Here is an 18,087-nt window from a genome sequence, read left to right as displayed (position 1 = left end):
TAAATTATGTCAGACGAGAACAGACTTGATAAAACAAATGTCGTTGATGGCGATACTCTCAAAGTACGTCTTGACGAAGCAAGAAATGCACCTCCTGCATTGATTTTACTCATGGGCCCAACTGGTGTGATGGGAAAACAATGGCCCCTTGGAAAAAGTGAAATCATCATCGGGCGTGAACCCACATGTGACATTCATCTTGATGAAAAAAGCATGAGTAAAAAACATGCAAAGATCACAATCGACGGTGAGCAAGTTAATATTATCGATTTGCAATCAACCAACGGAACAGAAGTGGATAGCAACAAACTTGTTCCACATATCCCAACACTTTTAAAAAATAACGATACAATTAAACTTGGTAACGTTATTTTTAAATTTTTAAGCCAAGGTCAAATTGAAGCCATGACCCACGCAACGAGTTATGATCGTGGCACAACTGACGGGCTCACAAGAATTTTCAATAAGGCCGCAACACTTGCGCATCTGGAAGAAAGTTTTAAAAAAGCAAAACTAACTGATACAAATTTATCGCTGATTGTATTTGATTTAGATCATTTCAAAAAAGTAAACGATACATATGGGCATCAAGGCGGTGACTATGTATTGCGCGAAGTTGCAAGTGTTGTCAAAAATCAATTGATTCGTTCAGGTGATATTTTTGGTAGGTATGGTGGTGAAGAGTTTGTAGTTGTACTCTATGGAAGTCCATTACGACGTGCATGTGATGTTGCTGAGAGAATTCGTTCCACTATCGAAAAACAGCAGTTTTTATTTGGCGACAAACAAATTCCCGTGACCGTTTCACTGGGCGTGTGTTGTATGGATGCCACAATTCCAACTCCTGAAGTACTCTTTGCAAAAGCAGATCAAGCTTTGTATAAGAGCAAGGGTTCGGGACGTAACCGTGTCTCCACTCTTTGAGCTCCCACCAAATTTTGAAACAATTTTAGAAAAAAGACTGCAAGCTCTTAATCATTCACTCTATGATCCTAAAAAATTAGCCGACAGTGTTCGTAAACTTTCAAATCTCTTTATCAAAGGAATAGCCTCTGAAAAGTATTGGGATAACAAAGATTTTCGAGCCGCATACATTGGTTATTTTGCTGTTTTGAATTTTTTAAGAGCACGTTCAGTTTTTCGTGAAGCTCAACACAGGCGTTTTTTAAAAGATGCTAAAAATGTCGTTGATTGGGGATGTGGGGCTGGGTCTGCCACATGGGGGCTCTATGCTGAATTTCCTGAAGCTAAAGAATTACATTTTTCAGGCATTGATCAGTCAGCAGCTGCATTAGATGAATATAAAAATTGGCTAGATTTTTTTGAACTAAATGCCAAGACATTTCATCAACCACTATCAAAATTTGAAGCCGTTAAAGGTGACACCATTATATTTAGTTATGTGCTCAATGAAGTGAGAGTTTGGCCTCAAATTCCTGAGTATGTAAAACGCATAATCGTGATTGAACCCAGTACTCATCAAGCAGGTCGTGAATTGCTTTGGTGGAGAGATCAACAAATTGAACAAGGTTGGCATGCTTGGGCACCCTGTACTCATGAAAAACCTTGTCCTTTGATTGCCCATTCTGGAAAAGATTGGTGCCATCATCGTATTCACTGGATCAAGCCCCATTGGTTTTTGGAGCTTGAGAAACATCTCCCAATGAAAAATGACACATTAACATTAAGTTATTTACTCCTTGCTCGCGAGCCAGCACCAAAAAATTTAATGGGCATGACTCGTGTTGTCGGTGATGAGCAAGAGGAAAAGGGTAAAACTAGGCAGTTGATATGCCGAGGTGCTTCGAGAGAATTTTTAAGTTGGCTTCATCGGGATCAAATTTCTCTTAAACTTAAGCGCGGAGATCTTTTGCGAGTTGGTGATGTTGAGCCTCGAGGGAGTAATGAATTGCGGGTTATTATTCCTGAGGTAATTGAGAAAATTAAAGAATAGATTAAGTCTTTCGCATTCGTACGAATATATTAAATCCCGTAGGTAGCTTTGTGCGGTAATCCCAATTTTCTAAAGGTGCAGTTAGGGTTGAAATGCGCTGAGTGATTTTTTCTGGTAATCCCATGGCACATTGTACAAAAGCTAAGCTCCAAAAAACGGGTGTTCCACACTTATGCACATATTCAAATTCGAATTTACTAAAATATTTTTTTAAATCTGCCTCTGAGTAATGGCGATGTTTGGGGTGATCAAGGAGAGGCTTGTTTTTAATATATTTACGTACGAAATTTCTTGGTCCACGGGTGAGTTCATCGTGATCTAAAAAATTTAAAAAATCATGGGGAACAGATAAAATGAGAATTCCACTAGGTTTTAAAACTCGAAAAATCTCATCGGCTGTTTTTTGTTCGTCATTTACATGTTCAAATGTATCAAGACACAAAACTTTATCAAAAGTGCTGTCAGCAAAAGGAAGATTCTCAGCTGCTGCAACTTGAAATACACTCTTGCCAAAAATTTCAGAACTCCAGTGAGATGCTTTTTCTACTGCTGTGGCATTCATATCAATGCCGTTAAATGATTCTACTTTTCCTAAAAGATAGTGAAGCTCTAATCCGCCATCAAAGCAGCCGATATTAAGAACTCGATCGCTAGCCTTAGGCTTTAAAAGTTTCACTGCAAAAGGGGCGCGTCCTACGGGTTTAGGAATTGAACTTTCATTCATTAAGGAGTTCCGCTTTCAGGAATTACATTGGCCGGTGGTGCTGCATTGCTTAAAGGTTGTAATCGAATTAATTGGGCGTGATCGCATTTTCCAAATTCTTCAAATGTACCAAATTCAGGAAATCCGCGAAACTCAATGACGTCTCCAGCTTTTACTCCAGCAAACCCTGTGTCTTCAGCGCGGCAAACAGAACCGTCGTCACATACGATTGAAAATTTTTGAGCTTGCCCAGGCGCTACACTAATCATTCCTTTGAGAAAGGGCTCGACTCTCATCACTTTACATTCTTTGCGGTAACTTAAAATTAATGATGCGCCACGGGGGTAACCTAAAAATAATGTTAATGTGCTAATTACGAACAGCGCTAAAATTAGTAAAATTTTGGTTTTCAATTTTACTCCAGTTTTACTGGGAGTTGAGGTTTCCATATGGTCCTTTCAAGTGAATATATTGACCTTACTCTATGGCTTATTAAGAAAAAATCCAGGTCAAAAGTCTAGGGTATAGATATTAATGCAACATGTTAATAACACTGGATTTTTTTATCATTTTTCATGTAAAATAGTGGTTGCTCTTAGGCCCATGGCGAATTTTGATTAACCGATTTAATGAGCCCATGTGTCAGACCTAAGGCTAGGGGAGTATGAAGGCTGATATAGACCTGGTCAAAGAAGTTAAAGCGGGGGACAAGGCCGCGTATGCCGAGTTGGTGAAGCGCCATCAAAAGGCTCTCTACCGTTTGGCTTTACGGTTCACTAGAGACCACGGCTCCGCTGAAGATGTTGTGCAAGACAGTCTTGTGAAGGCTTATCAGAAGCTGCACACGTTTGAAGAGCGAAGTAGTTTTAAGAGTTGGCTTTTTCGAATAGCCATTAACACGAGTAAAAATAAACTTCGCGCTCAGTCGAACACGGATTTAGATATTGAGAATGTAATTGTGAGTGTAGATTCGAAAGTTGAAGCAGATTTTGAATACAAAGAAGTACAAGGGTTTATCAACGAGGAAGTACAAAAATTGCCAGACCGACAAAGGATGGCGTTAACTTTAAGAGTTTTTGAAGATATGAGTTTTCAAGAGATTGCACAAATTATGGATTGTCCTTACGACACAGCGAAAGCAAATTATCGCCACGCCGTGTTGAAGTTAAAGAAGGTTCTCACTGCCAAGGGCGGTGACGATGCGAGTCGTTGGTTGATGCCAGAAGAAAATATAAACTCGACCATAAATACTGAACCGAATCGGGAGTGAGCTGTGTCTACAGATCGTATGGAAAATTTAATTTGCAAAGTAGATGAAGAATTATGGCTTGATTATGTCGAGGGTGAACTTGACCAGACTCTTCGTGCTGATTTAACACTGCACGTTGAAGATTGCGGCCATTGTCGTAAAACTTTACAGGCACTTCAGCTAGTACGAAAAAATATTAAGCCTCACAAGATACAACTTCCCGATGATCTTGCTTTCAAAAGATTAGAAAACAAAATCATGGCTGAAATTAATAAGACATACATTGAATCGCCTGCTTATTCATGGAAAAGCCAAACTCAGAAAATGGCATTTACTGCAGCCGCGGTTTTCATAGTTGTATTTGGCACGCTCTTCGTTAATCCTTTTCGTGGAAATAAATTACAAACATCACAGTTCCAGATTGAGTTGGGTGCTGAAGAGCAGTTTTTTGCTCAAACAGCGGCAAACGATCCAAAGTTTTTTAACAGCGTAATTATGAGTCACCAGGATTCGGATGACATGGTTATGGAAGCAGCAGCTCAAAGACTGAGCGCAATGTCCGACGTAGAAGCACGTGCATTGCTTGAAGAATTGAACTAGGAGAACCAATGTTACAACTGAGATCTGTGCATCTGCTGATTGTCTCAGCCACTGTGGTTGTTTGTGCGGGGTTTCCGATTTTTGCTCAAAATTCAAAAGACGATAAAGCTGATAAAATGCGTCAACGTCTTGAGCAGCTTTTTGTATGGCGCGTGTCTGATCGATTGCAACTTACTCCTACAGAAGAAATAAAATTTAATAGTGAATTTAAAAAAATCAGTGATAAAAAGACTCAGGTGAGTAATCGCTTGGAGTCTTTGCTTGATCAATTAGAAAAGAAAAAGTCTGATACCGCGACCTCGACTAAACTGTTGAAAGAGTATCAAGAGGTATTGAAACAGCACAATGCCCTTCAATCAAATGAAATGGAAGTTATGGGCAAGATGTTTGGCCATAAAAAACTTGTAGAATACGTCCTGCTCAAAAAAGAAATGACTCAAAAATTTAAAGACGTTTTAACTCACGGCCAAACTAAAGCCGTAGAGAATAAAACATTCAAAGATCCAGAAGTGATTCAAGAAAAATAATACATTAACCCTTTATTGTCCCACTCCTGTCATACATATGTAGGTTGTGTAGTGGGGCAGCCAAAACGTGAACTAAAGGGGTTATTAATGAGTAAATTAATATTGATGGCGGCAGTGGTACTTGGTTTTGGAGTTACAGCACTGGCTGAAACAGCTCATGCCGATACACGCACACCAGCAGAAGCAAAAATCGAAGATCAAGTTTTCTCAGCTAATTATTTAGAACAGGTAGATACAGAACAGCAGTTTATGAATTCACAAAGAGAAGCTGATCAAAAACGTCATCAAAAATTCTTGAATCAGATAAATAAGGTTCGATAAGTTTTTACTCAGCAAGAATTTTAAAAATATAATTTAGAAAAACCCGCAAGTTCATTGCGGGTTTTATTTTGGTGTCATGTTGAATTCTTTAAGATTTTTCCAGGGGTCTTCTAATTTTTTAATCGAATCAAAAAATTTCATAAAGGCATTCCAGTCTCCACCCACTTTTTGGTAAGCTTTCTCAAATGCATCAAGATCTTGATAGTAAGTTTTATACCCAATGAGCACCGCATTGTTTAGTTTTTGTTGAGAAAAATATTTATAACTATCGGTTTTAAGTTTGGGTTTACAGCCTTGTTCAAAGTTATTTTTGATTTTACTAAATTGTTGCTCGCGGTCTTGTAGCAGTGTTGGTGAGTTTTTATTTTTGGCGTAAAAGTCTTCAAGCGCTTTCACTTCTTGGCCAATAAACTGGCTAAAAGTATTTGAATCTTCAGCCACTTGTTTTGCTTTTAAAATAGCTGGTGATGAAGCTCCTTGTTTTTGAAAATAAAACTGCTCCATTCCTTTGTTTCCTACAAACGTTGCGAGCTGTTCGTTAAAATCTGCGTTGCTTTTGATATAGACTGCTACGTGGGTGAGCTCGTGAATGATGGTTTCTACCAACCAATCGTCTTCATTAGATGTCATGCTTGATAAAAGCGGATCAGAAAACCATCCTAGCGTTGAGTAAGCACTTACCCCTCTTTGCATGACATCAAGGTTTTGCTTTTCAAGTTCTAGTTTTTCTTCTTCTGCTCCTGATTTTTTAAAATAGCCTTTATATGGAACTTTCCCCACGATTGGAAAACTCCAGAGATACGGCTCAAGACGATCTTTATAGCTCGCAGTAACTGCATAAACCACATAGCGATCATCGAGTAAAACGAAGCTGTCATAGTTGCGTGTTTTAGGCATGGCCATTTTTTCTTCAGTGAATTTCTTCACCTCTTGAACAAGTCTTATTTTACGTTTTGTATTTTCATCGATGCGCGGGTCAACAAGGGCTCGCTCAAAATTTTTCTTTTTAATGAGTAGTCCCATTTGGTGATAACCTGATTGCACAATATAGCCCATCTGACAGCCGCAAAGTACAAACGCGCTCAAAACTGTAAGAACATATCTAAAAATAATTCCTGCACTTTTCATCTAAAACATGAAGCTAACACCGCCATTGAGGGCGAAGTCATAGGTGGTGGGTTCGTTACTGTCTTTTCGTAATGGGCTAGTTGAGACATCGACTCCTGCTTTGAGCGCAAATTGTTGACCAATCATTAGTTTAAATCCTAAACCCGCAGTGGGGGAGAGTCCAAAACTTTGTACAGTCAATGTGTTGTATATTATCGGACTCGAACCGGGTACCGGAATAAATGTGCGAAGATCTTTGGCTGTGTAGGCAACACCTGCTTTAATGTAAGGCTTTAAAATACTTTCTCGATTTGCCACCGTGATTAATATATCAACTCCATAAGCTTCAAACGTCTGATAGGCTGTGTACTGTGGTTGCACTTGGCTAGCAGCACCACGTGTGTAACTCATTTGAAGTGCACTGAGCTCCCAAAAATAATAAGCAATGGCTCCGGTAAGACTCTCCATTGCGGTACTATTTGTGGCATCAAAATTTGTTTTTCGATAAGAGCCTGTAGTACTGATTTCAAACACACCGGCTTGGCTAATTGGAGACCAAATTAGAAGACTACAAAGTGTGAATGCCAACGTCCATGTCCGCATCATTTATTAAGATTAGCAGGGTTTATACTTTACGTTCAGACCAGTTGTTGAGGGTGTAGACTATTGTCGGGTTTATTATCTGTCTGTATGTAGAGCAACTTTATACATGAGATGAATTTTACCATCTTCTTTAAGCATTTTTTGAGGGGGGTTTGGATAATACTTATTTTCTAAAAAAGCTTGAGCTGCATCATTATCAAGTTCTGCGGAGCCAGAGCTGTTTAAAATAATAACATCTTCTACGTAACCCTTTGAATCTAAAATCACCTCAACCTGTGTTACCCAACGCTGTTGATTTATGAGCTGGCGCTGTTCTGCATCCGATTTGCGTGCAATTGTGTTTTGAAAATTGCGCTGCCACGTGGGCATAAATCTTTCTTCGATGCGATTAAAAAAACTAGAGTATACAAAACGCTCTGTATTGAGAGCTGTTACTGGACCAGTTTCTGTGTCGGGCAAATATTGTGTGTAAGAGGGTCCATCTGAAAAAAGTGTTTGGCCTAATTTTCCAAGCTTCGATGATTGACGGTTTTTTTGGGCTGATAACCCTTCTTTTGATTCTTCAACGATATTTGTTCCACCAATTTGTGCCTTTGAAATTTTATTTCGGTCTTGCCCATAGTTGGGGGCTACTGTCTCTTTTTTCACGCGCTGATCACGATGACCTTGATAAGTAGCAACACTTGAATCAAGGGGCTTGAGCATTTCTAATGGAGGCAAAAGATCTTTAACGGTTCTATTAAATTTGGTTTTTGGCGCTAGGGTTTGTTCTTCTACTATGCTCACTTCGATGGGTTGGCGTTCAAGCAAAGCGAGTGGATCATAGGGGCGTACAAATGTAGTCCACACTGTAAGATGGATTAATAAGCTGGTACCAAAGAAAATAAGCCAAATTCTCATCGCGGTTATTATATGCGTCAAGACTAAAGTCTGCAAGTTAAGACAGATTAAAAATAAAACTAAAGTTTTTAGTGAAAGCTGCCGAATACGAGTACAGGCTGGGGTCTATACTATGAGTATCTAGGCTTAGTACGATTAAGGAATTTTGATGATTAGGCAGTCATTATCAAAAATTATTTATTTATTCGTATTTACGGTTATTTTTGTTTCGTTTCGTTTCAAAACTGCGGGCGACCCAAAGGTATTAACTCACCCTCGTCATTTGGCAGTGCTACACCAACATATAGTCAAATTAACAAATTCATTTTACAACCTAAATGCAGTAGCTGTCATAGTGCGGGTATTTCTCCCAATCTCAGTTCATATGCAACTCTGATTCAAAGTGGTAGTGTTAAGCCTTTTGATGCAAATGCAAGTGCGCTCTATTCTCAAATTTCTAGAGGTCTTATGCCCAAAGGAGGGCCAATACTTAATTCTTCTGATGTGAAGGCCATATTTGATTGGATTCAAGCCGGAGCACTCAATGACACGATCGACACCAACGCGCAAGCTATTGCACCGTCATCTCTCGCAGCTTCAGGAATCACCAATACACAAATTACACTTAACTGGATTGATAACGCAAATAATGAAAGCGGCTTTAAAGTTGAACGTGCCACAAATATAAACGGGCCCTTCACACAAATTGCAAATATTGCAGCAAATACTACAGGTACAATTGATTTCAACCTCACGGCATCAACTACTTACTTCTATAGGGTTCGTGCCTTTAATGCTTTGGGTGATTCTCTAACTTCAAACACAGTTACTGCTGTCACATTAGCCGCTCCAACGACAGCGCCGATAGCTCCTACTAATCTATTAACCTCAGCTGTGTCATCTTCTGGAATAAATTTAACTTGGTCTGATAATTCAAATAATGAAACCACTTTTAATATTGAAAGAGCACTCGTAAGTAATGGTCCATTTACATTTATTAATTCAGTGAGTTCTAATATCAGTAATTTTTCTGATACAGGATTAACCGCATCTACAAATTATTTTTACCGTGTGCAAGCTGTAAATAGTATTGGTGGATCTGGTTTTTCAAATATCTCTAATACCTTTACAAACGCTGCGGCAATCACGGCTCCTGCAGCACCTTCTGGGCTTTCAAGTGTGGCTTTTTCAGCTACACAGATTAATCTGACCTGGGTTGATGGGTCTAATAATGAAACTGGATTCACAATTGAGAGTGCCAGCAGTTCAGGTGGCACTTTCACTGTAGTGACAACAACCGCGGCTGGGGCGACGTCATTTTCAAACACCGGCATCGCAGCAGGTACTACCCGGTTTTATAAAGTTAAAGCGGTAAATTCAGCGGGTAGTTCGAGTTATACTGCGACTTCAAATGCTACGACTTTTGGAACATTCAGTTTAATCTCGAGTACGATTTTACAACCCAAATGCAATAGTTGTCATGGAGGTTCAAATCCTTCAGGTGGGTACACTACAAATACTTTTGCAGGCACTATCACCCGTGTCGTTAACTTTGATCCAAATAACAGTAAATTATACCAAAGAACTTTGTCGGGTTCAATGCCCGTAGGCAGTGGTGCTCTGACACAGGCGCAGCTCGAACTCATAAGAACGTGGATCCAAAGTGGTGCGCCAAATAATTAATATTTTATAAGTAGAAATGTATGTAGAGACCTAAAATATCAGTAGGGTTTGATGTATCAAGTGCAGTTATTTTTTTCTGCAAATAAACCTGAAATTCAAAATGTGGCCTCGGAAAAAATTGTATACCTGCGCCATAAATATCAGATCTTGTAATATTATTTTTAATATCTGATTGCAAAAATTCTTGTGTTAGAAAAATGTGAAACCCTTGGAATATTTCATAACCAAGTTTTTGATAATCTAAATAACCATATTGCGCTTCTGTTGAAGTGTACGGAAAACTTCTCATCATATCAAACTGTGAAAGTAGATAAAAACTCTCTGTAAAACCTAGTATTGCAAATGGACCCACATAATGATGCGTTATGGGATCGCTCTCACCATAATAATAACTTGCCCCTACTTTGCTTGTATCGTTTATTTGATATGCGTATGAGAGAGCTGTACCTTTTTCTCGATAAAGCTGATTAAGGTCAGGCCGCCCCGCAATAGCTGTAAGATAAATATTATGCTTCTCACCCAGTACTGCGACTTCAAGATTATATGATTCCATACCCTGATCCCAGCCAAGTCCCCTGCGTATGACTGAAGTATGTTCGGGAATATTAATACCAAAAGCCGGATAAAACCTGCCAGCTCTTACAGAGACTTCATCATTAATATGGTAGGTCAGGTAATGTCGTCTACTAAACCAGTTATTAGTTTCTGGAGATACAGGGTCGCGATATCCGAATGTTCCGTTGAGTTCAAATTTCTTCTTCAGCTTGATACCGATTTCAAGATCACGTTGCATTGGAATTGTAATATCAGTTTTAGTTCGAGGGGTAGTTTTGGTAATTTGGAGTGTACGATAGTCACCTCCAATATTTAAATACTTAGGACTTTTAATAAAATAAAGAAATCTTTCTTCACCACTAAACCCCCCCCCACGTACTTAAGAGCTCTTTTGATAATGCCCTACCGTATTGTGTGAGTACGCCGCCTCCTGTTGGGCTTGAGTGACAGCTTATACAATTCGAATAACCATGACGTACTAGTTCAGCAAACGCCCAAGAATCCGACGGACTCAGTAGTTGAAGCATTAATAATGTAAATAAATAAATCAGGGTTTTTTTCACGAAATATTATTTCACAGTTGTGCTGGGTGCGGTAAAGACTGCTTCAATATTGACATTATCAGCCATGGTGATCCCAGCAAATGAAGGTGTTTTAATATTGAAATCTATTACTTTTATAGTGAATCCAGCTTCTACTGAAATAGTATTACCTTCTCTCTCGATTTTTGTTTTTCCAACTACCGGTTTAGTAACTCCATGAACTGTGAGTTTGCCTTGAAAAGATAAATTATCTAAAGAAAAATCTCCTTTAGGTATCGGACCCGGAAACTTTACCTCTGTAATCTCTAGTCTTGCTTCTGGGTATTTGTCGATTTCAAGATATTTTTTCTTAGTGTGCTCATTGCGAAGTTTAATTTTTGTATCAAGGGTATCGAGTAAAAAAATGATTGTTCCATAAACCTTGTTTTCTTCAACAATAATTTGACCCGTTGGTTTGCCACCAACTCCGTGAATTTTAAGAGAACTTGGGTTACCTATTGCATGAAAATCAACATGGCCATCACCCTTACCAAGCTCAACAATTGTTTTTGGATTCGCAAATAAAGTCAGAGTCCAAAAACAAATCAAAACCACCACGCTTAGAACTTTAATCATTACCGCCTCCAGCAATGTTGATATATGCCACTCAAAAAATATTCTAGTGCTATGACGTAAGCAAGCATAGAAAGCTCCCCCTTCACTTACCGCGCGTCGCATTATTTGTCCTATAATAAGTATATGAATTTATTGTGTAACATTTGATTCCACCTAGGTTTCCCTCGAGGTCTAGTTTTTCTAGTCAAAAGATTAATAGTGTCTAAAGTTTCTACAAAATCTTCCGAATAATTAATCACAAGGCAGTTGTTACAGTACAAATCCAGGGGAGGGTTTTTTATGACAGTTAAATCCAATGTAATAGACTTCAATAAGCATAAAAATTCACATAAAGTTAAAGCGACTCATAATGACATCGAAAAGATCGAGCATGAGCCATCTCCTATTATTGATATGACAAAGCGTCGTGATCAGCTTGCAGATCAAGATCGCCGTGAAGTAACCCGTACTGTATTTTCTCAATTTATTGGTGTGTTCATTGTATTGCCTAAACTCGGTCTACAGCCTGTTTCAATCTATGATATTTCAGCTGGTGGTTTGGCCTTTGACTTACCCTCAGAACTTGGCCAATTCAACATTGGTGAAGCTGTCACCATGCGTATTTATTTAAGTCATGACACTTACTTTAGTTATTCAGCAAAAATCGCCAATGTCCGTGCAGTTGATCATGGCGCAGTTTTACGTCATGGAACAATTTTGCAAAAAGATGATGAGTCTTACGAGACACTCACGCATTTCATGCATTTTCTCCAAGCCGTTGCTCGAGTTGCTAAAAAAGATAATGGCGATCGTCAAATGGGCCGAGTTGACTGATAGTATTTGACCTCTCGCGTCTATATTTCTCTACTCTCATTTAAAACTTGAATTATGTTCCAAGTCCGGGACTAATTAAGAAGTCAGTCGAGAGGGAGGATTATTGAGCAAAACAGCCGCTGCCCGAAAACGTTTCGTCATTGATACCAACGTTATACTGTTTGATCCCCAAGCAATTTTCAAATTTGTAAACGCTGATATCATCATTCCCATTTCAGTAATTGAAGAAATGGATCGTTTCAAAAAAGATCTAGGAGAAAACGGTCGTAATGCGCGCCAGTTTTCTAGATTTGTAGACGTACTTCGATCAAAGGGTGCATTAAGTAAAGGTGTGCTACTTGAAAAAAGTCACAGCTACTTTTTTGTAAATTTAGATAACGATTCAGATATTTTACCTGAACAATTAGAGCGAAACAAAGTTGATAATCGAATTTTAGCTTTGGCAATGAGACTCCAGCGTGAAAAACCTCCACGCCCAGTTGTGCTCATAACAAAAGATACAAATCTTCGTATTAAGGCCGATGTGTTTGGCATTCAGGCTGAAGATTACGAACCACAAAAAGTCGATATCGATGATCTATTTAGTGGTGTAACAGAGTATGAAGTAGCCGCTGACGCTATCGATAGTTTTTATGCTGAAAAGCAAATGCCTATCAGCGACCCAGCAATTACTCCTAATCAATATATTATTTTTAAAGACATCACGAATCCGAATCACAGTGCCATCGCAAGATACAATGGTTTAACAAAAGCTGCGGTGCCGCTCATTAAGCCAAGCGATAATGTTTGGGGAATTTTCCCCCGTAACGTTGAGCAAAGTTTTGCGCTCGATTGTCTGCTCAATGATGACATCAAGCTTGTCTCACTTGTGGGAAAAGCTGGTACGGGAAAAACATTATTAGCTCTAGCTGCAGGTCTCTCAAAAACTTTAGATGAAGGAAAATATCACAGACTTCTAGTGAGTCGTCCAATTTTCCCGATGGGCCGAGATATTGGTTATTTGCCAGGTGACGTTGAAGAAAAACTTAATCCCTGGATGCAACCTGTTTTTGACAACATCGAATATCTTTTAGGTTCGGGTACGAGTCAAAAGCGAGCTGCTGGTCGTTGTCAAGAGTTGATCAGTCAAGGAATGCTCAACATTGAACCGCTTACGTACATTCGCGGTCGCAGTATTCCTAATCAATATTTGATTGTTGATGAAGCTCAAAATCTCACACCACATGAAATCAAAACTATTATTACGCGAGCGGGATCCGGAACCAAAGTAGTTCTCACAGGTGATTGTTATCAAATCGATAACCCCTATGTTGACTCTGCAAACAACGGACTTGCCTATGTGGTTGAGCGTTTTAAAAACGAAGCCATCGCAGCTCATGTGACCCTATCTAAGGGTGAGCGCTCAGAACTTGCTGAGCTCGCAGCCAATCTTTTGTAGTATGCAAAAGACATATTGGGTAATTGCACTATTGGTGGGGGCCATCTTCACCATTTTGTGTCTTGCTCCCATTATGACAAATGATTTGTTTATCTACTTGTCAATTGCGCGTGAGTATTTTGCTACGGGCATGTGGCCAACGATTGATCCTTTTTTATTTTCAATTCCACAATACCATTGGGACATTTTGCATGAATGGCTTACATTTTTAATTTTTTATGCGATCTACATGGCGGGCGGTTACCCACTTATAATTATTTTTAAAACTCTATGTATTCTCGCATTGATGGTGATCACGTTAAAGTTTGCACGTCTTAAAAAATATCACTCACCCTTGGTGTTTGTATTATTGTTGTTAGCGATTTTTAGTTCAGCCTCAAGACTTCATGAAAAAGCCTCACTGTTTTCAAATATACTGACTTCACTTGTTTTGATTATCACATTTTTGAATCAGTCTCGTTTTTCAAAAACAACATTTGCTTTGCCTCTGGTTTTTTTAATCTGGGTGAATTTACATCCAGGTTTTTTGGTGGGTTTAGCCATATGTGGTTTTTCACTGCTGTTCATTCGACACAGGTATTATTTGTATAGTGTGGTTGGTTCATTTTTTGCCTGTTTGATAAACCCAAAAGGTATTTATGGAATCACGTGGCCAATAGAGTTTATGCAAAATGATGGAGGCCTTTTTAAAAAACATATTTTTGAATATTTCTCTCTCTGGCATCCGGTTTGGATCACAAATCGAGAAACATTTTTCTTTTTAACCCTCGTTAGTTTTTGTTTTTATCTTTTAATGAGAACACCTCGAAAATTATATTCATATGAGACTGGGCTTTTTATTTTATTTACGTTCTTAGGCGTGTGGGCTGTTCGTTTTCTTGAGTCGTCATCATTTTTACTTTGTCTGTTGTGTGTGAATTTAGCATCGGAAAAAGAATTGCAAATGCAATGGAGTAAAAGTGCTCAAACAGTTTTACTTTATGGATGTTTGGCAGTTTTAGGTTTACTCGCAACTCAAGGTTACAGGCGTGTGCCACCGCTTGATCAAATCTATTTAGGCATCAATGAAAGTTATTATCCAAGTGTCACATTAGATGCCATTGAAAAACTAAATATTAAGGGAAACATATTTAATTCTCACGGTATTGGGTCGTATTTAGCCTGGAAATGGAATCATAAAAGAAATGTTTTTATTCATGAAGCAGTGACGGACTATGAGTTTTTTAGAGACAATTTCTATTACGTCAGCCGCTCGCTTGAAGATTTTAACCGAATTATGAATGGCTTTAAAATCGAAGCGATTTTGTTGACCAAAAATTATGGTACTCCTCCGTTAAGCCGTGTTTTAGAAAAAATGCCAGAATGGCGATTTATTGTTGAAGATGATGGTTCTATGCTTTTTGTGCACGAGAGAAATTTGTAAGAGCTTTGATAGACGAAAATCCAGCTCTAATTCCAGACTTTCGGATTGAAGTTTATGTAAGTGGATAAGCGAAAGTTCTACATAAGCGAAAGTTCTACTCCTAAAAATCCGAAAAGACGTGCATGAGAACCCGTGTACATTTGGCAATGGGCCAAAGTATTTTATTGGTTATTTTAATAGCACTAAATGCTTCGGTGTTCTTTTATGCCAACCATGCTGATGCAAAAACATCAGGCAAACCTCGTGACCCACAAGATTTTACAACAGCGTGGCTTAAACGCACTTTGAGAAAAGTAATCACATGGAAAGAAAATTGTCTTAAAAAGAAAAATTGTGAAAACCCCAAGGTCTTAAAAGATGTTGAAGATGTTCTTAAGGCCTTTGATCAAATGAAAGATAAAGCTATAGGCCTTGGAGAAGAAAATCGAGGGCTTAAAAATCAGCTGCGTATCAGCCAACAAACAAACATGTTGGCTTCAAGAACGGTTTGCAATAAGCGCACACTTAAACGGGAATTACTTCTTGATGAAGGTATTGCTGAAAACGGAAGTATTTTGTTTCCCAAGAACGTTGTCGGCGGCACGGGTGGAACTTGTTGGTCAAATTCTCGTAGAAAAAAAGATGCGACAATTGTTTTATGCGAATGGCCACTGGCAATTAATATTTTAACAAAAGGTGAAATCGATAACATGCCTGTTATTCGTCAGCGCGAATATTTATTTGATCCTAATGAATGCCTTCAGGCAGTACGAGTGACTGATGAAAATAACAAAGGCAAAAAAATCACTGAGCTTAATTACAAAGAATGTGAAAAAGAGTGGAGTGCTAAATCATTTACCGACTTAGATCCAGATCAAGAGATAAGAAAGGTAGACATCATCGGCGCATGCTTTCGCTATTATCTTCTTCCCCCACGTGACTCCAAAACCGGCCGCGTTAATCCAGAAACCTCGACTCCACAAAAGGCTAATTGATTCTTTTTCCAAAGGACTAGTTTAGGCCCAACTCCTTTAACTCCTTAGATAATCTTCCGAAAGGAAGGTGAAGAAGAACTGACTAGGGAGATTTGTCATGGATTTCATTTCTGGAGATTTAGATCGCGTTTTCACAGTCTTGTATGAAATGGGACGAGTTGAGCCAATTCTCAAACGTGATTGGAAAGTTCTTTACAAACAAACTCAAGAACAATGGTCTGACGTGAGTGTTGCAATCAAAAAACTCAATGAACTCCAAAGTCTTATTGAAATTAGAAATTACATTGCAGGATTACCTGCTGAAGTTGTGGATGCATTGGTTGTTGAAGTAGCAAGAGAGCTTGCAAATTACCAACAGCGTTCAGAAGCAATACATTGAGAGGGATTAATATGGTTTGGCAAAATTTTTGTCTACTCATAGTGCTGGTTCTCTTACCAACTCAAGCATCTGCTTGGGATGTTGATTTTTCTAGACGTGGAAATAAATCAGCGCCTACGGAAGAATCGGTAAGTCGATATCCCAGTTCTCGCCCTGTTGAAATGCCTCAATCAAATAATTCATCTTACACTTTAGAAACAACACACACAGGTGAAGTTAAAAAAGAAAAACGTTTAGACACACTTGTACAAAGAGTTGTGAACCCCAGTTTTTTTGATCGTCAAGAACTTGTAATTTTAAATACCACCAGAGGTTTTGTTCCTAAAAATATTAGACTTCGCAAAGGTCTTCACTACACAGCACACGTTGTTAATGTGAATGAAGATAAGAAAAACGTAAGTTTTATTCTTGATGGATTTGCCCAGCACCATGCTACTTATTTTGGACAAATTAAAACTTTTAATATCGATCCTCAGCAAGAGGGTGTGTTTGAATTTATTTGTCCTGAGACTTCTTCAAAGGGCGAGTTTGTCATTTTTGGTGGAACTCCATCAGCACCCGTTGTTCGTACTCCCGCAGCAGAGTGAGGTAATATGTCAGGCGATACTGCTCTGAGCGTATTTGAAGCTGCCATTCAAAGTTTTTTAGGCCCCATCTTGCCCTATCTCAAAGACGAAACCGTTACCGAAGTCATGATCAATGGTCCAAAAGAAATTTTCATTGAACGAAAAGGTAAGATCATAAAAGTTGAAGCTGCATTTAACGATGAAGATTCTCTTCAGGCTGCTGTGCATAATATCGCACAAAGTGTCGGGCGCCGAATTAATGATGAAAAGCCAACACTCGATGCGCGATTACCTGACGGGTCACGTATCCATGCCGTATTTCCTCCATGCGCTCGTAACGGCACAACTGTGAGCATTCGTAAATTTTCAAAAACAAAAATGACATTTCCTGATTACATAAAATTTGGGGCAATCACCATTGATAGCGCTCAATTTTTAGATATCTGCATGTTTTTAGGTAAAAACATAATCGTCAGCGGCGGTACGGGTTCGGGTAAAACAACATTACTTGGACTTCTTTCAAGCCGTGTACCCCCGGGGCAGCGTGTAATCGTCATCGAAGACGCAAGTGAGCTCATGCTTGAATACGAGCATGTCGTACATTTTGAGACGCGTATGGCGGATGAACAGGGTAAAGGCATTGTTTCAATGAGTGATCTGCTTAAAAGTAGTTTAAGGCTCAGACCAGATCGCATTATCGTGGGTGAGGTTCGTGGAGCAGAAGCAATTGAACTGATAAATGCCATGAACACAGGCCACAAGGGTTGCTTGGGAACAGTTCATGCGAATAATCCATCAGATTCAATGGTGAGACTTGAAACCCTTGCTATGAGCGGTGACGCCCGTGTGAGTGAGCTTGCAATCCGTAGTCAGCTTGCTTCAGCTGTTCAAATTGTCGTTCAGATTTCTAGATTTTCAGACGGGGGTCGTCGCATATCTCATATTTCTGAAGTACGCGGCTTAAATTCAGATAAAACCTATAACGTTGTTGATATTTACCATATGAGCCCCATGAAGCGAGAAGCCGATGGGCGCTTAACGGGAGGGCTTTTGCCAACTGGCGAAGTGCCCACCTTTGTAGATGAGATCGAAAACAACCGTATTCCTTTTAACAAAGACAAATTTAACCGTCCACGAGCTGCCTAAAAACGTTGCT

Annotated in this window: 21 protein-coding genes; 14 read left to right on the top strand and 7 right to left on the bottom strand. The window is 39.1% G+C overall.

Going from position 1 to position 18,087, the window contains the following annotated elements; genetic code table 11:
- Positions 1–6: 6 nt before the first annotated feature.
- Together SGI74_05575 and SGI74_05570 are read left to right on the top strand one after the other, a co-directional pair.
- Positions 7–924, top strand: coding sequence for a diguanylate cyclase (locus SGI74_05575; GenBank protein MDZ4676963.1), 918 nt, complete (start codon positions 7–9; stop codon positions 922–924).
- Positions 908–1,954, top strand: a complete 1,047-nt coding sequence (locus tag SGI74_05570) for a small ribosomal subunit Rsm22 family protein (protein ID MDZ4676962.1) — start codon at positions 908–910, stop codon at positions 1,952–1,954. Before SGI74_05575 ends, SGI74_05570 begins: the two co-directional genes overlap by 17 nt.
- A 1-nt stretch (position 1,955) precedes the next feature.
- On the opposite strand, the gene SGI74_05565 is transcribed toward SGI74_05570, so the two are convergent.
- Together SGI74_05565 and SGI74_05560 are read right to left on the bottom strand one after the other, a co-directional pair.
- Positions 1,956–2,678 (bottom strand): class I SAM-dependent methyltransferase, encoded by a 723-nt coding sequence (locus SGI74_05565; protein MDZ4676961.1) that lies wholly within the window; start codon positions 2,676–2,678, stop codon positions 1,956–1,958.
- Complete coding sequence (locus tag SGI74_05560; GenBank protein MDZ4676960.1) at positions 2,678–3,070, bottom strand: hypothetical protein; 393 nt, start codon at positions 3,068–3,070, stop codon at positions 2,678–2,680. Before SGI74_05560 ends, SGI74_05565 begins: the two co-directional genes overlap by 1 nt.
- 251 nt (positions 3,071–3,321) lie before the next feature.
- On the opposite strand from SGI74_05560, the gene SGI74_05555 reads away from it, so the two are divergent.
- The 4 genes from SGI74_05555 to SGI74_05540 all read left to right on the top strand — a co-directional run bounded on the left by SGI74_05555 (position 3,322) and on the right by SGI74_05540 (position 5,354).
- The gene (locus SGI74_05555) at positions 3,322–3,927 is read left to right on the top strand and encodes a sigma-70 family RNA polymerase sigma factor (GenBank protein ID MDZ4676959.1); all 606 of its coding nucleotides are present in this window, start codon (positions 3,322–3,324) and stop codon (positions 3,925–3,927) included.
- Between the two features lie 3 nt (positions 3,928–3,930).
- Positions 3,931–4,506 carry an anti-sigma factor gene (locus tag SGI74_05550; GenBank protein MDZ4676958.1) on the top strand — a complete coding sequence of 192 codons (576 nt, stop codon included), beginning with the start codon at positions 3,931–3,933 and terminating at the stop codon, positions 4,504–4,506.
- A gap of 8 nt (positions 4,507–4,514) precedes the next feature.
- Positions 4,515–5,033, top strand: a complete 519-nt coding sequence (locus SGI74_05545; GenBank protein MDZ4676957.1) for a hypothetical protein — start codon at positions 4,515–4,517, stop codon at positions 5,031–5,033.
- Between the two features lie 87 nt (positions 5,034–5,120).
- Complete coding sequence (locus tag SGI74_05540; GenBank protein ID MDZ4676956.1) at positions 5,121–5,354, top strand: hypothetical protein; 234 nt, start codon at positions 5,121–5,123, stop codon at positions 5,352–5,354.
- A gap of 63 nt (positions 5,355–5,417) precedes the next feature.
- Here SGI74_05540 and SGI74_05535 read toward each other — a convergent pair whose 3' ends face one another.
- The 3 genes from SGI74_05535 to SGI74_05525 form a co-directional block, all read right to left on the bottom strand.
- Positions 5,418–6,482, bottom strand: a complete 1,065-nt coding sequence (locus SGI74_05535) for an aminopeptidase (GenBank protein MDZ4676955.1) — start codon at positions 6,480–6,482, stop codon at positions 5,418–5,420.
- Positions 6,483–7,067, bottom strand: a complete 585-nt coding sequence (locus SGI74_05530; protein MDZ4676954.1) for a hypothetical protein — start codon at positions 7,065–7,067, stop codon at positions 6,483–6,485.
- A gap of 72 nt (positions 7,068–7,139) precedes the next feature.
- The gene (locus SGI74_05525) at positions 7,140–7,964 is read right to left on the bottom strand and encodes a TonB family protein (GenBank protein ID MDZ4676953.1); all 825 of its coding nucleotides are present in this window, start codon (positions 7,962–7,964) and stop codon (positions 7,140–7,142) included.
- A gap of 447 nt (positions 7,965–8,411) precedes the next feature.
- Between SGI74_05525 and SGI74_05520 the strand changes: the two genes are divergently transcribed.
- Positions 8,412–9,626, top strand: coding sequence for a fibronectin type III domain-containing protein (locus SGI74_05520; GenBank protein MDZ4676952.1), 1,215 nt, complete (start codon positions 8,412–8,414; stop codon positions 9,624–9,626).
- A 4-nt stretch (positions 9,627–9,630) separates the two neighbouring features.
- On the opposite strand, the gene SGI74_05515 is transcribed toward SGI74_05520, so the two are convergent.
- Both SGI74_05515 and SGI74_05510 read right to left on the bottom strand, forming a co-directional pair.
- Positions 9,631–10,491: a hypothetical protein gene (locus SGI74_05515; GenBank protein MDZ4676951.1), complete on the bottom strand. Its 861-nt coding sequence runs from the start codon at positions 10,489–10,491 to the stop codon at positions 9,631–9,633.
- 259 nt (positions 10,492–10,750) lie between these two features.
- Complete coding sequence (locus tag SGI74_05510) at positions 10,751–11,338, bottom strand: YceI family protein (protein MDZ4676950.1); 588 nt, start codon at positions 11,336–11,338, stop codon at positions 10,751–10,753.
- A gap of 279 nt (positions 11,339–11,617) precedes the next feature.
- Here SGI74_05510 and SGI74_05505 point away from each other — a divergent pair, with 279 nt between their 5' ends.
- From SGI74_05505 to SGI74_05475, 7 genes are all read left to right on the top strand, one after another.
- Positions 11,618–12,151 (top strand): PilZ domain-containing protein, encoded by a 534-nt coding sequence (locus SGI74_05505; protein ID MDZ4676949.1) that lies wholly within the window; start codon positions 11,618–11,620, stop codon positions 12,149–12,151.
- Between the two features lie 103 nt (positions 12,152–12,254).
- Positions 12,255–13,589 carry a PhoH family protein gene (locus tag SGI74_05500; GenBank protein ID MDZ4676948.1) on the top strand — a complete coding sequence of 445 codons (1,335 nt, stop codon included), beginning with the start codon at positions 12,255–12,257 and terminating at the stop codon, positions 13,587–13,589.
- A gap of 97 nt (positions 13,590–13,686) precedes the next feature.
- Positions 13,687–15,012: a hypothetical protein gene (locus tag SGI74_05495; GenBank protein MDZ4676947.1), complete on the top strand. Its 1,326-nt coding sequence runs from the start codon at positions 13,687–13,689 to the stop codon at positions 15,010–15,012.
- 122 nt (positions 15,013–15,134) lie between these two features.
- Positions 15,135–15,986, top strand: a complete 852-nt coding sequence (locus tag SGI74_05490) for a hypothetical protein (GenBank protein ID MDZ4676946.1) — start codon at positions 15,135–15,137, stop codon at positions 15,984–15,986.
- A gap of 97 nt (positions 15,987–16,083) precedes the next feature.
- A complete protein-coding gene (locus SGI74_05485) occupies positions 16,084–16,365 on the top strand; it encodes a hypothetical protein (GenBank protein ID MDZ4676945.1) in 282 nt (93 codons plus the stop codon).
- Positions 16,366–16,376: 11 nt separating this feature from the next.
- A complete protein-coding gene (locus SGI74_05480; protein ID MDZ4676944.1) occupies positions 16,377–16,952 on the top strand; it encodes a hypothetical protein in 576 nt (191 codons plus the stop codon).
- 6 nt (positions 16,953–16,958) lie between these two features.
- Positions 16,959–18,077 (top strand): CpaF family protein, encoded by a 1,119-nt coding sequence (locus SGI74_05475; GenBank protein MDZ4676943.1) that lies wholly within the window; start codon positions 16,959–16,961, stop codon positions 18,075–18,077.
- The last annotated feature ends 10 nt before the right edge of the window (positions 18,078–18,087 follow it).

The sequence above is a fragment of the Oligoflexia bacterium genome (assembly GCA_034439615.1).
Taxonomy (GTDB): domain Bacteria; phylum Bdellovibrionota; class Bdellovibrionia; order JABDDW01; family JABDDW01; genus JAWXAT01.
The sequence above is the reverse complement of the archived record's forward strand: the minus strand, read 5'-3'. Positions and strand labels throughout refer to the sequence as shown.

Coding starts and splice junctions, on each gene's coding strand:
- SGI74_05575 (MDZ4676963.1), top strand. CDS start 7: ATGTCAGACGAGAACAGACTTGATAAAACAAATGTCGTTGATGGCGAT.
- SGI74_05565 (MDZ4676961.1), bottom strand. CDS start 2,678: ATGAATGAAAGTTCAATTCCTAAACCCGTAGGACGCGCCCCTTTTGCA.
- SGI74_05555 (MDZ4676959.1), top strand. CDS start 3,322: ATGAAGGCTGATATAGACCTGGTCAAAGAAGTTAAAGCGGGGGACAAG.
- SGI74_05545 (MDZ4676957.1), top strand. CDS start 4,515: ATGTTACAACTGAGATCTGTGCATCTGCTGATTGTCTCAGCCACTGTG.
- SGI74_05540 (MDZ4676956.1), top strand. CDS start 5,121: ATGAGTAAATTAATATTGATGGCGGCAGTGGTACTTGGTTTTGGAGTT.
- SGI74_05535 (MDZ4676955.1), bottom strand. CDS start 6,482: ATGAAAAGTGCAGGAATTATTTTTAGATATGTTCTTACAGTTTTGAGC.
- SGI74_05530 (MDZ4676954.1), bottom strand. CDS start 7,067: ATGATGCGGACATGGACGTTGGCATTCACACTTTGTAGTCTTCTAATT.
- SGI74_05525 (MDZ4676953.1), bottom strand. CDS start 7,964: ATGAGAATTTGGCTTATTTTCTTTGGTACCAGCTTATTAATCCATCTT.
- SGI74_05520 (MDZ4676952.1), top strand. CDS start 8,412: ATGCCCAAAGGAGGGCCAATACTTAATTCTTCTGATGTGAAGGCCATA.
- SGI74_05510 (MDZ4676950.1), bottom strand. CDS start 11,338: ATGATTAAAGTTCTAAGCGTGGTGGTTTTGATTTGTTTTTGGACTCTG.
- SGI74_05505 (MDZ4676949.1), top strand. CDS start 11,618: ATGACAGTTAAATCCAATGTAATAGACTTCAATAAGCATAAAAATTCA.
- SGI74_05490 (MDZ4676946.1), top strand. CDS start 15,135: ATGAGAACCCGTGTACATTTGGCAATGGGCCAAAGTATTTTATTGGTT.
- SGI74_05485 (MDZ4676945.1), top strand. CDS start 16,084: ATGGATTTCATTTCTGGAGATTTAGATCGCGTTTTCACAGTCTTGTAT.
- SGI74_05480 (MDZ4676944.1), top strand. CDS start 16,377: ATGGTTTGGCAAAATTTTTGTCTACTCATAGTGCTGGTTCTCTTACCA.
- SGI74_05475 (MDZ4676943.1), top strand. CDS start 16,959: ATGTCAGGCGATACTGCTCTGAGCGTATTTGAAGCTGCCATTCAAAGT.